Origin of the sequence: Shewanella sp. GD03713 (assembly GCF_029843705.1) — a bacterium.
Taxonomy (GTDB): domain Bacteria; phylum Pseudomonadota; class Gammaproteobacteria; order Enterobacterales; family Shewanellaceae; genus Shewanella.
This window is the reverse complement of record NZ_JAOCIW010000001.1, coordinates 2,637,688-2,650,519: the sequence shown is the minus strand read 5'-3', so window position 1 is coordinate 2,650,519 and position 12,832 is coordinate 2,637,688. Positions and strand designations below refer to the sequence as shown.

General features: G+C 48.1%; 13 protein-coding genes. 5 read left to right on the top strand and 8 right to left on the bottom strand.

Going from position 1 to position 12,832, the window contains the following annotated elements; genetic code table 11:
• Window positions 1-110 precede the first annotated feature (110 nt).
• Window positions 111-1,469 (bottom strand): PLP-dependent aminotransferase family protein, encoded by a 1,359-nt coding sequence (locus N5E87_RS11710; RefSeq protein WP_086903295.1) that lies wholly within the window; start codon window positions 1,467-1,469, stop codon window positions 111-113.
• A gap of 92 nt (window positions 1,470-1,561) precedes the next feature.
• Here N5E87_RS11710 and N5E87_RS11705 point away from each other — a divergent pair, with 92 nt between their 5' ends.
• Entirely contained in the window at window positions 1,562-2,188 is a 627-nt protein-coding gene (locus tag N5E87_RS11705; RefSeq protein WP_086903275.1) for a LysE family transporter, read from the top strand.
• Between the two features lie 194 nt (window positions 2,189-2,382).
• Window positions 2,383-4,140, top strand: coding sequence for a SulP family inorganic anion transporter (locus N5E87_RS11700; protein ID WP_086903276.1), 1,758 nt, complete (start codon window positions 2,383-2,385; stop codon window positions 4,138-4,140).
• Window positions 4,141-4,273: 133 nt separating this feature from the next.
• On the opposite strand, the gene N5E87_RS11695 is transcribed toward N5E87_RS11700, so the two are convergent.
• A complete protein-coding gene (locus tag N5E87_RS11695; protein WP_086903277.1) occupies window positions 4,274-4,498 on the bottom strand; it encodes a hypothetical protein in 225 nt (74 codons plus the stop codon).
• 121 nt (window positions 4,499-4,619) lie between these two features.
• Window positions 4,620-5,291 carry a glutathione S-transferase gene (locus tag N5E87_RS11690; protein ID WP_279775335.1) on the bottom strand — a complete coding sequence of 224 codons (672 nt, stop codon included), beginning with the start codon at window positions 5,289-5,291 and terminating at the stop codon, window positions 4,620-4,622.
• Window positions 5,292-5,563: 272 nt separating this feature from the next.
• Here N5E87_RS11690 and N5E87_RS11685 point away from each other — a divergent pair, with 272 nt between their 5' ends.
• The 3 genes from N5E87_RS11685 (at window position 5,564) to N5E87_RS11675 (ending at window position 7,673) form a co-directional block, all read left to right on the top strand.
• Complete coding sequence (locus N5E87_RS11685; RefSeq protein ID WP_011717209.1) at window positions 5,564-6,556, top strand: rhodanese-related sulfurtransferase; 993 nt, start codon at window positions 5,564-5,566, stop codon at window positions 6,554-6,556.
• A 200-nt stretch (window positions 6,557-6,756) separates the two neighbouring features.
• Window positions 6,757-7,221: a hypothetical protein gene (locus N5E87_RS11680; RefSeq protein ID WP_086903296.1), complete on the top strand. Its 465-nt coding sequence runs from the start codon at window positions 6,757-6,759 to the stop codon at window positions 7,219-7,221.
• Window positions 7,222-7,316: 95 nt separating this feature from the next.
• The gene (locus N5E87_RS11675) at window positions 7,317-7,673 is read left to right on the top strand and encodes a hypothetical protein (RefSeq protein ID WP_232015298.1); all 357 of its coding nucleotides are present in this window, start codon (window positions 7,317-7,319) and stop codon (window positions 7,671-7,673) included.
• A 156-nt stretch (window positions 7,674-7,829) separates the two neighbouring features.
• On the opposite strand, the gene crr is transcribed toward N5E87_RS11675, so the two are convergent.
• The 5 genes from crr to N5E87_RS11650 all read right to left on the bottom strand — a co-directional run bounded on the left by crr (window position 7,830) and on the right by N5E87_RS11650 (window position 12,632).
• Window positions 7,830-8,339, bottom strand: a complete 510-nt coding sequence (gene crr / locus N5E87_RS11670) for a PTS glucose transporter subunit IIA (protein ID WP_011622534.1) — start codon at window positions 8,337-8,339, stop codon at window positions 7,830-7,832.
• Between the two features lie 72 nt (window positions 8,340-8,411).
• Window positions 8,412-10,115, bottom strand: a complete 1,704-nt coding sequence (gene ptsP, locus N5E87_RS11665; protein ID WP_086903280.1) for a phosphoenolpyruvate--protein phosphotransferase — start codon at window positions 10,113-10,115, stop codon at window positions 8,412-8,414.
• Window positions 10,116-10,147: 32 nt separating this feature from the next.
• Complete coding sequence (locus tag N5E87_RS11660) at window positions 10,148-10,405, bottom strand: HPr family phosphocarrier protein (RefSeq protein ID WP_086903281.1); 258 nt, start codon at window positions 10,403-10,405, stop codon at window positions 10,148-10,150.
• 23 nt (window positions 10,406-10,428) lie between these two features.
• The gene (locus N5E87_RS11655) at window positions 10,429-10,824 is read right to left on the bottom strand and encodes an ACT domain-containing protein (RefSeq protein ID WP_086903282.1); all 396 of its coding nucleotides are present in this window, start codon (window positions 10,822-10,824) and stop codon (window positions 10,429-10,431) included.
• Window positions 10,825-10,994: 170 nt separating this feature from the next.
• Entirely contained in the window at window positions 10,995-12,632 is a 1,638-nt protein-coding gene (locus tag N5E87_RS11650) for a methyl-accepting chemotaxis protein (RefSeq protein WP_086903283.1), read from the bottom strand.
• Window positions 12,633-12,832: the final 200 nt, after the last annotated feature.

The following is a 12,832-nucleotide window of genomic DNA, read 5'->3' as shown; positions in this document are numbered from 1 at the left end:
CATAACGTTAAATTTCAACGCCAGAAATGCTTGTGATTAAGCAAGCTTAAAACGCCAGAGCATCACTCTGGCGTTTCTTATTGGCCGCTTTCTAACGCGAAAATGAACTGCTATACGACCGAATAGGCATGTTGCTTGAGTGCGTTAAAGGTGGATTCGATGCACTCGAGCGCAAGCTGGAATTGGGTATCGTTTTCGGCGCCACCTAAACTTAAACGGATAAAGTTGTCATGGCAGTTAAAGTCATCCCCATTACGGATCAGCACGCCTTTTGCCGCTAAGGCGGTCACCAGATGATGGGCTTTAATGTCTTCGGGTAACTGGATCCAGCCATTTAAACCCCTCCAGCGTTGGGTTAACCCCAGCTTGTCACCTAATGCTATGCATTGCTGCTGACGCTCGCGAATAATTGCATCGCGATTGGCCGTGATGTGCCCGCGTTTTATTAGCTGACAGGCCAGCTCCACATTCAGCGGCGAAACCATCCAACATTGGCTATGAATGGCGAGGCGCAATGGTGCGATGAGCGGCTCGGGTACCAGGATAAAACCTTGCCTTAAGCCCCCTGAAAACAGCTTAGACAGGCTTGAAATGTAAATGACCCTCGGCACATTCAGCGTTTGAGCTAACTGCCAAAGCGGAGGATGCCATTCCTCGGGGAGACAATAATTCACATCATCTTCAATGATATAAAACTGGTACTCCTCCGCGAGTGCCAACAGTTTTTCTCTCTGTTGCTCACTGTATTGAATGCAGGTGGGGTTTTGATTGTTGAGGGTTAAGTACACCAGTTTAGGTTGATGGATTTGTACTAAGGCCTCGAATCTTGCCAGATCGACCCCGTCAGAGGTTAACGGTACGCCAATACTATTGATACCCAATTGTTTAGCGCAAATACGCACTCCGGGATAGCTGTACTGCTCGTGCAGGAGTACCTCGCCCTTGGCCAGGAAAGCATTAAGGCAGGCAAAAATGGCCTGTTGCCCACCATGGGTAAAGATCAATTGCTCTGGGTGTTGCTCAATGCCGCGTTGCGCAAGCCAGTGGTGAAATATCTGTTGATGCTGATCTAAGGGGCTGGCGCGATAGCCAAGGAGTTGACTCAGTTTCGCCGGATCCTTAGCCAGTAGGCTTAGGCAATCACTCAGCGTACTTATTTGATCCGTCAGCGGCTGCTGACAAGTCGCCATATTGAGCTGCAAATGATTAAGCTCTGGCACGGGAGAGGCGTTGACATAAGTACCATCACCGATACGCGCTTCCACATAACCGCGTTGCTCCGCTAGAGCATAGGCCCGAGTGACAGTGCCTATGGTCACCCCTAGTGCATCGGCTAAACGCCGCTGTGGCGGAAGTTTCGTGCCATGGGGAAGGGCCTTGCACAAAATGCCTTGCTCGATCGCACTGACCAGACGTTGATATTTAGGACCTGTAAATGCCTCTAGATCTGGCGTCCAAATTGTACCCATGACAATAAATCCGTTGATCTCCATTAGGCTATCTATATTATTAATTGTCTCGTTTATTGTCAAATATTGTATGCGTACAATTTAAGGTCTTTATGGATATTAAACTTGTCAATGATCCACAACTCTGGACATTAATGGCCTCAGCAGCACTCTTTTGTGCAACTATGACCATGACTCCCGGGCCGAATAATATTTTACTCGCCAGCTCAGGTGCCCATTTCGGGGTGATACGCACCATTCCACACATTGCGGGGATCCGCTTAGGCTCGACTTCTTTGCATCTGTCGGTATTACTCGGTCTTGGTGCTTTGTTTGAGACGTTTCCGATGTTGCACCAAGCGTTGAAATACGCGGCATTGTTGTATTTACTACATCTTGCCTATCGATTAGTGACCTCTCCCGTAAAGGCGGCGCATTTGGATGAAGGGCGTCAACCGATGAGTTTGATGGAGGCGGCGCTGTTTCAGTGGATTAATCCCAAATCCTGGATGTCGACCATTACCCTTTGCAGCGCGTTTACCTTAGGGGGCGATGGTTTTTGGCTCAGTGCGGTATTGGGCGTGCTGGTGTTTAATCTGGTGGGATTTCCCGCATCCTTTACTTGGGTGTTTGTCGGCGCGGCTATCAGTAAAAAGCTCAATACGGATAAACGTCGACGCCATTTTAACTGGTTTATGGGCAGTTTATTGTTGGTGTCCTTACCTATGATCCTGCGATAAAGTGACCTAATAGCGCTAAAACCTTAAATATTCTGGGATACTGACTCGCGTAAGGATTGGCTTTATGCCATAACCAACATAATATTGGTGGCTTTTTTAGGTAACGGCCTTTTGGGGATCCCAATGAGGCTTAGTTATACTTAGCCACCGCAAGTTAGTTCTTAACTTGGGAGTGAGTATATGGAGGTTACTGCGTGAAGTTTCCCAGTTTAGTATCGTTAATGCCCGGTTTGGCGCAGATGCTGCAGTATGAGAAGCAATGGCTCAGGGATGATGTGAGGGCGGGATTATCCGTGGCGGCGGTCGCTTTACCTGTCGCTATCGCTTACGCCCAATTGACCGGGGTCAATGCCGCTGTCGGTTTATACTCCTGTGTGCTGCCCATGTTGGTGTATGCACTGTTTGGCACTTCTAGACAATTAATAGTTGGCCCCGATGCCGCCACCTGCGCTGTGATTGCCGCCGTGGTGACGCCGCTTGCCGCTGGCGACAGCATGAAACACTGGCAACTGGTGATGACCATGACGGCGATGACCGGCTTTTGGTGTTTAATCGCTAGCCGTTTTCGCCTTGGGGTATTAGCGGACTTTCTCTCCAAACCTATTCTGATGGGGCTGCTCAATGGTGTGGCGATCACCATTATTGTCGGTCAATTCTCGAAAATTTTTGGTTTCACCTTCGATGAGCGTTACTTGATTGAACGCTTATCGGGCGCGCCTTCCTATTTAACCAAAACCCACTGGCCCACCTTGCTGATGGGTGTGGTGACCTTAGCGACTTATGCCTTAGTTAAACGTTATCGTCCCCAATGGCCTGCTTCGATGTGTGCGATGGCGATGGCGGCATTTTTAGTCTGGGCCTTTAACTTAACCAGCTTAGATATCAATGTGGTGGGTGAGGTGAGCGCGGGCTTGCCATCGTTCCAAGCACCAGCGTTCGATATCGGTATTGCCCGTGAACTGGTGGTGCCCGCACTCAACTTAGCCATGGTGAGCTTTGTGAGCATGATGCTGACGGCGCGCAGTTTTGCGGCGAAAAATGGCTACGATATCGATGCGGATAAAGAGTTTCGCGCCCTAGGCATTGCGAACATCGCCTCTGCCTTATCCCAAGGCTTTGCGGTCAGCGGCGCCGATTCCCGCACCGCGGTGAACGATGCAAACGGTGGCAAGAGCCAGTTGGTGTCCATCATCGCGGCGGTTTTGATTGCATTAGTCGCACTGTTTTTTACCGCACCACTGAAATATATCCCCAGTTCTGCGCTCGGCGTGGTATTGGTGATTGCTTCGATTTCATTGATTGATTTAAAGGCGCTGTGGAACCTGCGCGTAAGAGACCGATCCGCCTTTTTACTCGCCTGTACGACCTTGTTTTCGGTGCTCTTTATTGGGGTTATTCCTGGCATTACCTTGGCGGTATTACTGGGACTATTCCAGTTTTTAGCTACAGTGATGCGTCCAACCGACCAAGTGCTCGGGCTTGACCAAAAAGGGGTGATCCGCAGTGTGGATGATTCGGGTAAGGCCAAATCGGTACCTGGGGTGTTTATCTATCGCTTCAACTCGCCCTTAACCTACTTTAATGCCACTTACTTTAAGCGCCGCTTACTGGAGAAGTTTATCCGTGAACCAGAGCCCGTGGATTGCATTATCATCGATGCCGTCCCGTGTTTTACTCACTTAGATTTGAGTGTGATGGCCATGCTTGCGGATTTACACCAATTATTGAAGAAGCGTGGCATACGGTTAGTGTTAGCAGGGCGCAAACGGCAAATGCTCGGCTGGTTTGAACAGGCGGGAATGCAGTCTGGCGAGGGTGGCATTTTGATCCGACCCGATTTATATCTGGCGCTAAAAATGAACCAAAGCTACAAACAAGCGTTAGCCGAAGGGCAGGCGCCGGTGATCAAAAAAGCGCCCGAGGATGATGTGTTACTGCATAGCCATTTGTAGTGAGTCATTTGTAATAGCTGATATTGAAAACTCGGTTATATTCTGAAGATAACGAAAAAGCGCGGCATAGTCCGCGCTTTTTTATCTCAACTTAACATTGGCACCTTAACGCTAAGCGTGATAAGGATAATGCTTAGTCTTTTTGCAATTTATCGAGGGGAATAAAACCGTGGTAGGCGTAGTAGCCGACGGGGCCTAACAATAGGCTGAGTAAACACCAGAACCATTTCGCATTGGTGCTGAGCTTGGCTTGACTCTTAAAGACTCTACGCGCAAACAGGCAATGAAGTAGAAACAAGCCTAAGAGCATTGCAATGATGTTAATATCCGTATTTTCCAAGTAGCTGATCCCTGTCATTCATCCTGATGATTTAGCATAAAATGTTAAAAACGATTAAGTTAGTTTACCTAAACGCTACGTACTTTACGCGAACATTTTACCGATTGCTATTGGGTATATCAAAAATAAACGTTAATTCTTATTTACTTATAGACATCCCTAACAAGTAAACTGGCGGATTGTCAGCTTGCCAGATCACATATTTTTCCATTGCTTGCAGAAATATTTCACTGCTGGTGAGCATCGTTAACCAGTTCATCAGGCGTGGAAACGCCACACTCAGATCTCGTTTGGTATCCACCGCCGTAAATTGGCGAATAAAAGGCACAATCGCAAAATCTGCAAGGCTTAACGCTGGACCGATAAGATAAGGATGTTGCTCAAGCTGTGCTTCGAGTCGCTCAAGAAAAGTGCAGGCCTTGGCGAAATAATCCGCCTGAGTGAATTCAGGATAAAGGTCAGCATATTTGTACTTATCCAGCCAAGGTTTAAATTCAACATCATTCTGTGCAATAAGCTCAGCAATTAAGCTTTGCGCAGACGCCGTCTGTCCGAGTAATTGCCGCGCCGCTGGCGAGTCGGTCTTGGTCAATGCCCAGTGCATAATCTCCAAGCTTTCGGCAATCACCTCACCAGTGGGGAGTTGCAATACTGGCACTGTTCCCTTGGGAGATATGGCTAACATCGGTGCAGGTTTTGCTTTAAGGGTGATTTCCCGAACCTCGACCTGGCATTGGCCGAGCAATAGGCCAAGGCGAGCGCGCATGGCATAAGGACAACGGCGAAAACTGTAGAGTATGGGTAAAGGCATCGTCTTGTTCCTTAAAACAATCATAAAAGCGATTTCGCCACAGCATGGGGAAAAGTCGGCAATAGTAGTGACTTTAAAACAGAAATACTGCGTTTATTACCGATTTTTCCACCGTTTGCCTTGTAAATAAACAATGACCTTGGTTTTTGTCAGTGTTTATCTGACTGTGACTCAGGTAGAATTTCGGCCGATTTTTGCGACCCAGCCTAGGCTTAGGCTGGTTATTAGTTAATGCACTGGAAATTAAGTTCCAGCCAGCAGTTGAGGGTGTTATGTCTAACGTTGTTGTTTGTGCTTTATATAAGTTTGTTTCATTACCGCATTTTGAGTCGCTGCGTGAGCCACTCCTGTCCATGATGGAACAGGCTGACATTAAAGGCACATTACTGCTGGCAAATGAAGGGATTAATGGCACTGTGGCTGGTTCTCAAGCCGCTATCGATGCACTGCTGGCTTGGCTGAATAACCAAAATGGCCTTGAAAATATCGTTTACAAGTTATCCTTCGACGATGAAATGCCTTTCTACCGCACTAAGGTAAAGCTGAAAAAAGAAATCGTTACCATGGGCGTTGAAGGTATCGATCCGCTTAAAGTGGTGGGTACCTACGTTAAACCGCAGGACTGGAACGCGCTGATTTCCGATCCAGAAGTCATCCTAGTCGATACTCGTAACGACTACGAAGTACAAATTGGCACCTTTAAAAATGCCATTAATCCTGTGACTGAAACCTTCAGAGAATTCCCTGAGTATGTGAAGCAGAATCTCGATCCTGCCAAGCATAAGAAAGTCGCGATGTTCTGTACTGGCGGTATTCGCTGCGAAAAATCGACCGCTTATTTAAAAGAGCAGGGCTTTGAAGAGGTCTATCACCTCGAAGGCGGCATCCTTAAGTACCTCGAAGAAGTGAAACAGGAAGAAAGTCTTTGGGAAGGCGAATGTTTCGTCTTCGATAACCGCGTGGCCGTTGACCATGACTTGAAGAAAGGCCAATACGATCAATGTAATGCTTGTCGTATGCCGATCACTGAAGCCGAAAAATTAAGTCCAGCCTATGTGCAAGGCGTTAGCTGCCCACATTGTATCGATAAGATTTCAGACGAGCAGCGTAAGCGTTTCGTTGAACGTGAGCGCCAAGTAAATTTAGCGAAATCACGTAACGAAGCACACATTGGTAGTGATGTGAATCAAGTGATTGAAGCCCGCCGTCAAAAGAAAGAAGCACTGCGCCAGCAATCGGCTGAAAAGAACAAAGCTAAGCAATAAGGTAAACAGTAAGGTTTTTACCTAGCTCTTGAGCGCATACTCGACGAATGACCATTATGGCCCGACATGTTCGGGCCATTTTTTTACTAAATGTCTCAGTAACAGTGTTAGCCTGTTTAACCCTATGATAAATTTGCCTTAATAAAATCATGTCTCGGCAAAGAACCGCAATGCCAGACATTTTGCAGCAGGGACAGGGCATGAGTATTTGGAAAGAGTTATACGACATTTTTGATAAAGAGCGCAGCCGCTGGCAGCAATCGTCGGCGGGTAAGCAGGCCATTAGCTTCGAGTTAAAGGCTAATTTGGGTTTCCTCGCCGATGCGTTGAGCAGTGGTTTGCCACAACAGTCGATAATTCAGGGGCTTGAGTGCACACTCTTTGAGGCCAAAATCAAAGAGGGCCTAGCGTTGACTAGCCTGAATCGCCGTAAAGTGACACTTAAATTTATCGGTGAATTTGCCGAGTTTGCTAAGTATGTGGGCAAAGAGAATGCCGAGCTGGTGGAAAATGCCTACTCAAAAATCAAATCTTTACAGAAACTCGCGTCGGCAAAACCCGATAACAATTATGATCTTAAAATTAAATCACTGTTTCGGTTTCTAGTGTTTATTGTGGCGCACCTTGAGGAGCGGCCGCTGACTCGCCAATCAGCCAAAGGCTAATGCTTTTCACGCAGGATTGAGTAGAGTGTTGAGCACAACAAAAGATATTGCCAATCCAAAGTGCGATAGCTAGCAGGAGCGTTTCAAGGATGAATATGAATAATACGAAGTGGCGAGAATGTTTGAGTATCTTGGCGGCGCATCGGGTTTATCTGCAACTACGTCTCGTGGGTGATGCTGATTTCCCTATGGATTATGAAGCCGCCCATCGAGTGATCAGCCAAATTGATACTCGAGATTTTGTGTTTGTCCGTAAGACCATCTCTTATAAAGATATTGCGGCGCTGCGGGTTGTGAAGGATGCATTTCCCGCCGCCGAGACGCAAAGCTCAAACCAAGCAAGCGGGTCTTTATTTATTGCAGAACTTGATGAGCTAAGACGTAAGCTGATGCAACTGGGGCAATTGCCGCTGACAGAGGATGACGAGTCTATCCTGATCACGGCTTATTAATACCGAAAATAGACGCTGACTAAAACAGTTGAGTAATCAGTGATGTCAGTGCGTGAGGAGTAGTGTGTGGAGAGCTGTGCGTTATTTAGGAGAGCGACTGGCAGGCAAGGGGCACTGCCAGTATCGTACCTAAGCGGGCGGTAAAGCGGCTAACAGTTAAAGCTGAACGGTAAAAATCGCGTCTTTACCTGCGGTGACGCTACCTTGGGCCTTATCTAAGTATTTCACATCTTCCATATTAGCCAGCACAACGGGAGTGAGTAGGCTATCTACTTGATCTTTTAGGTAATCAATATCGAAAGACAGAATAGGATCGCCCACTTTGACCTCTTGGCCTTCCTCCGCCAAACGGCTAAAACCTCGGCCCCTTAGCTCAACGGTTCCTACGCCAAAGTGCACGAAAAGCTCTAATCCCTGTGGCGATTCGATACTAAAGGCATGATTAGTCTCAAAAATCTTACCTATAGTGCCGTCGATTGGGGCGACAATAGTGTCTCCCTTTGGTGCAATGGCGATACCATCACCCACTATTTTCTCTGCAAACACCACGTCGGGGACCTTTTCAATGGCCACAATTTCCCCGTTCACTGGGGCGTAAACCATAATGCCACCAGCCAGTTGTGGTTGTCCTGATACCAATCGCCTTATTCGGCTTAAAAATCCCATTATCCTGTGCCCCTTCGCTTGTTTTTGTTGTTATCTTTTTAGTATGTAAAGCAGCATAACCAATAAAATGTATTATTTATAGTTTGTTATACACTGCTGTAGTTCTGAAATTCTATTCTGTTGCATGGCGGTGTGCGCTAACGCAGAAAATTTCGCCAATTGCCCTTGGCAAACGGCGGCTTTCACCTCCAATAACGCACTTAAGTTCACGCTGAGTTCATCGAGCCCCATGCCGATAAGGAGGGGGACCATCTGTGGCGAGCTGGCAAGTTCGCCACAGAGTGACACTTTGACCCCGGCGGCTTTGGCTTGCTCGACGGTCATCTTGATGAGCCCTAAAATTGCCGGTGACAGGGAAGGATAATCCCGTGTCAGTTGCGGATTCGTGCGATCCGCCGCCATGGCATATTGGGTTAAGTCATTGGTGCCTATGCTCACAAAATCTAACCTTGGCAGCATGGAGGCAAGATTCATCACGGCGGCGGGGGTTTCGACCACTATGCCATAACTGAGTTCACCGAAGCCTTTTTCTTCCTCTTCGAGGGCATCTTGGCATTCGGCGATGAGGGCAAAAATCTGATCGAGCTCCTCGACCTGATTCACCATAGGAAACATGAGTCGAATGGGGCCATGGTTGGCCGCCCGTAAAATCGCCCTAAGCTGGGTCTTAAACAGCTCTGGATGCGCCAAGGTGTATCTAACTCCGCGTAGGCCCAGGGCGGGATTATCCTCGACCTCCTGACAGAGGCAGGGCAGCTCCTTATCGGCACCAATGTCTAAGGTTCTGATCGTAAAGGTCTTACCGCCTAAAGCATGCAAGGCTTCGCAGTACAGATTGTATTGAGCCTTTTCATCCGGCAGTGTGCTGGTGTGCATCAGCATAAACTCGGTGCGAAATAGACCAATACCATCGGCACCCACATCGCCAACATGGGTGATATCGTTCAAGTTGCCGACGTTGGCCATCAGACCCACGAGGTGGCCATCTTGGGTCTTGGCGGGGACATCTCGGTATGCTTGCAGGGCGGCGCGTCTAGCTTGCTCATGGTGCAATGTTACGGTTAAGCGCGCCTGCTGCTCGGGCGCAGGATTAACTAATAGCTCGCCACTTAGGGCATCAAGCACCAATGGCGTGCCATTGGGAATAAACTCGGCATCGAACTGGCAGCTCAGAATGGCGGGGATCCCCGCCGCGCGGGCCAAAATCGCCGTATGACTGGTTAAACCGCCGGTTTTAAGCACTATGCCGCTGATCTGCTCTTTGGGTAACAACGCAAATTCGGCGGGAGTGAGGTCTTGCGCCAAGAGGATCGTCGGCTCCGTTAACTGCGCTAAGCCTTGATCTAAGCGGCCGTTGATGGCGGTAACTAATCGCTGGCCAAGGCATCGCACATCTTGGGCACGATTGGCAAGATAAGGATCCTCTAAGGATTCAAGCTCGTTGGCCTGGTGGGCGAAGACCCGCTCAACCGCGACACTGGCGGATAACTGCAGGGTGCGGATTGCTTCCTTCACTTGGTCGATAAGCTCTTCGTCCTCTAGCAGTAACAGATCGGCTTCAATTAACTGATAGTTTTCGCTTTGCGGGTCGAGCTTTGTTTGGCTGTGGCTGAGTTGCTGTTGCAGCGCCTGTAGGGCTTTTGTAAATTTACTCTGTTGCTGCGGGATCCGAGAGAGGGGAACGGGACGATAATCGAGGTGATGTTCGGCGTGGGTAAGGTGGAGTGCCTGTCCGAAGGCAATCCCCGATGACACTATGATCCCCGTAATCGACATATTCGTTCCTATCAAGCTGGCTAAGTTGCCGTTTAACTTAAGGTGATGAGCAGTTCCGAGACCTTCTCGACCGCTTCCTGCGCCAGCTCACCCTCGGCAAACACCCGCACGGTTACCCCATGATACAGGCCTAATGTTTGCAATTTGAATAAGCTTTTGGCGCTGGCTTGCTTGCCATTGCATTCAACTAACACATCACAGTTGAAGGTTTTCGCTTCTTTCACTAACAGGGCGGCAGGGCGGGTATGAATACCATGTTTTGCGGTGATAGTGACAGATTTTTCGTACATAGTGGGTTAACTCTTTATCAATATTATGGCGCTTCGTTCGACTCAATAATCTTGTATCCCGCCTTTTTTAAGGCGGCAACAGCGCTTTGGAGACAATTTTTCTTTACCAAAATATAGTCGGTATCGAAGGTGGAAAGGGCAAAAATACTGATCTGCACATCGGCTAAAGTGCCGGATATTTTCGATAAAATGCCTGTCATCGAAAATCCCAGCGGGCCTAATACTTCAAGACAGCACCAATGGGTTTCTTGCTCCAAACTGTCGAGCTCAAGTTCGCTGGACACCACCACAGTTAGCCCTTCCTCGGTTCGGCCAATAAAGTAGACTTCTTCGGCAAACACTTCGCTAGGTAATTGAGCATTAGGGCTAAAGCTATGAATCGTATACTGCCGTGGGTGAACGGCTAAGGTCATGCGCATGGGCGTTCCTCAATCGGCAATAAAGGTTTAGGGTAAGGTCACATCCTAGGTTATAGCATGAATATCCCGTTAGATAGCAGGCATTCACCCCTTGAATTGGCGTATTTTAAACTAAAAGAGGACGTTCTAATACGTCCTCTTTGGTGTAGTGTGGCTTTATCTCAATGGGGTTAGATTTTGAATTGGCCTAAGGTGTGCGACATATCTTGGCTGATATCCTGCAATGACTGCGCCGCGCGGCTATTGCCTTCGTTGGCCTTGACTGAGACTTCGGTTAATTCTGAAATATTACAGATATTACGATTGATCTCCTCCGTCACCAGCGACTGCTCCTCGGTCGCGCTGGCGAGTTGAGTATTCATGTCACTGATATGGGCGATAAGTTGCAAAATTGCCGCCATGGCATTGCCCGCTTCACGGGCTTTGGCTTGTAATTCATCGGATTGAGTCTGCGTTTGGCTGTTGCTCTTCATCACAGAGTTCACGCCCATTTGAATATCCGAGATGATTTTTTGGATTTCGTTAGTAGAGTCTTGGGTGCGATTAGCCAGTGCGCGCACTTCATCGGCGACCACGGCAAAACCGCGGCCATGGCTACCCGCGCGGGCGGCTTCGATGGCGGCATTGAGGGCTAACAGGTTCGTTTGTTCGGCAATAGAGCGAATGACATCGAGGATACTGCCAATCTGCGCCGAAGACTGCCCAAGTTTTTGGGTGATGACTTCTGATGCTCTTAACTCTTGCACCAGTTTTTCGGTATCACGCACAGTATCATCAATCACCGCTTGGCTTTGCTGGGCCTGATTTTTCACGCTGTTAGCAGCATCGGCAGCCTGCTGGGTGTTGCTTGCCATCTCATGGGTGGTCGAGAGCATCTGATTCACAGCGGTTGCCACACTACCGGTTTCACGGTGGATATGCTCGGCGCTTTGGTTCGATTCTTCTACGGCCAACATTAACTGCTTAGCATCATTGTCGAGTGACTGTCCCAATGGTTGCAGATGGCCCACCATGTCGCCAATCTTCTGGGCAAACAGGTTAAAGGCGTGGGCAAGGTGCGCCACTTCATCTTTACCTTGGGTACTCAAACGTTGGCTTAAATCACCTTCACCTTGGGCAATGTCCTCAAGGGCGTGAATAGCATCATTTAAAGGGGAGGTAATGGAGTGATTTAGTACCAGGAAGAAAGCGAAAATAGGCACAGAAATTAAAAACATGATAATCAAATAATCGATAATCACGCTATCGAGGCTGTCTTTCACATCACTCAGATAGGCTCCGGTAATGACTGTCCAGCCCCATTCTGGGTAATAGCGGGCTTCGGCGAGTTTGTCTTCGATGACTTTAGATGCAGGGTTAGCAATCGGGTATTCCAGCATGGCCTTACCCTGTTGCCTTGCTTGAGACAGCATAGTGATCAGCGGATTGGTGCCATTGGGCAACTTAAAGTTTTGCGCCGAGGTGCCAATGAGGCTTGGATTTTCGCCGTGGGCCAAGATTTGGTTGTTATCGTCGATCACAATAAAGTAGCCGACACCAGCATAGCGGGTCTGGTCAATGAGTTTTGCCGCCGCTTGTTGCGCTTGTGACTCTGTTAATTTTCCGCCGACGGCATCTTGGCGGTATACGTCAATCACACTCAGGATACTGCCAAGCTGGCCATCGATTTGCAGCCATTTTTGCTCAATAAGATTGCTGTATTGCTCTTTAATGGAAAAACTCGCAAAACAAACAGTACCAATGGCCGCCATTACTAGCATCATCATGAGTCGTTGCAAAATGGTGAATCGGCGCAAGAATGTGATCATTTAGGTTCCTTAAGGCGCAAAAGAATGGTGTCCAATATACCTTCGAATCGGTATCAAATGAATCAAACTTGAGTTTATTTCGTGTAAAGCCGTTAAGAATATTAGGATTCTTTGATCTCGAGCAGAATATTTTGTGCATTGTGTTCAATCGATGATTTTATCGCTAATCTGTGATTTTTAAAGCGCCAGCAAGGCGAAAA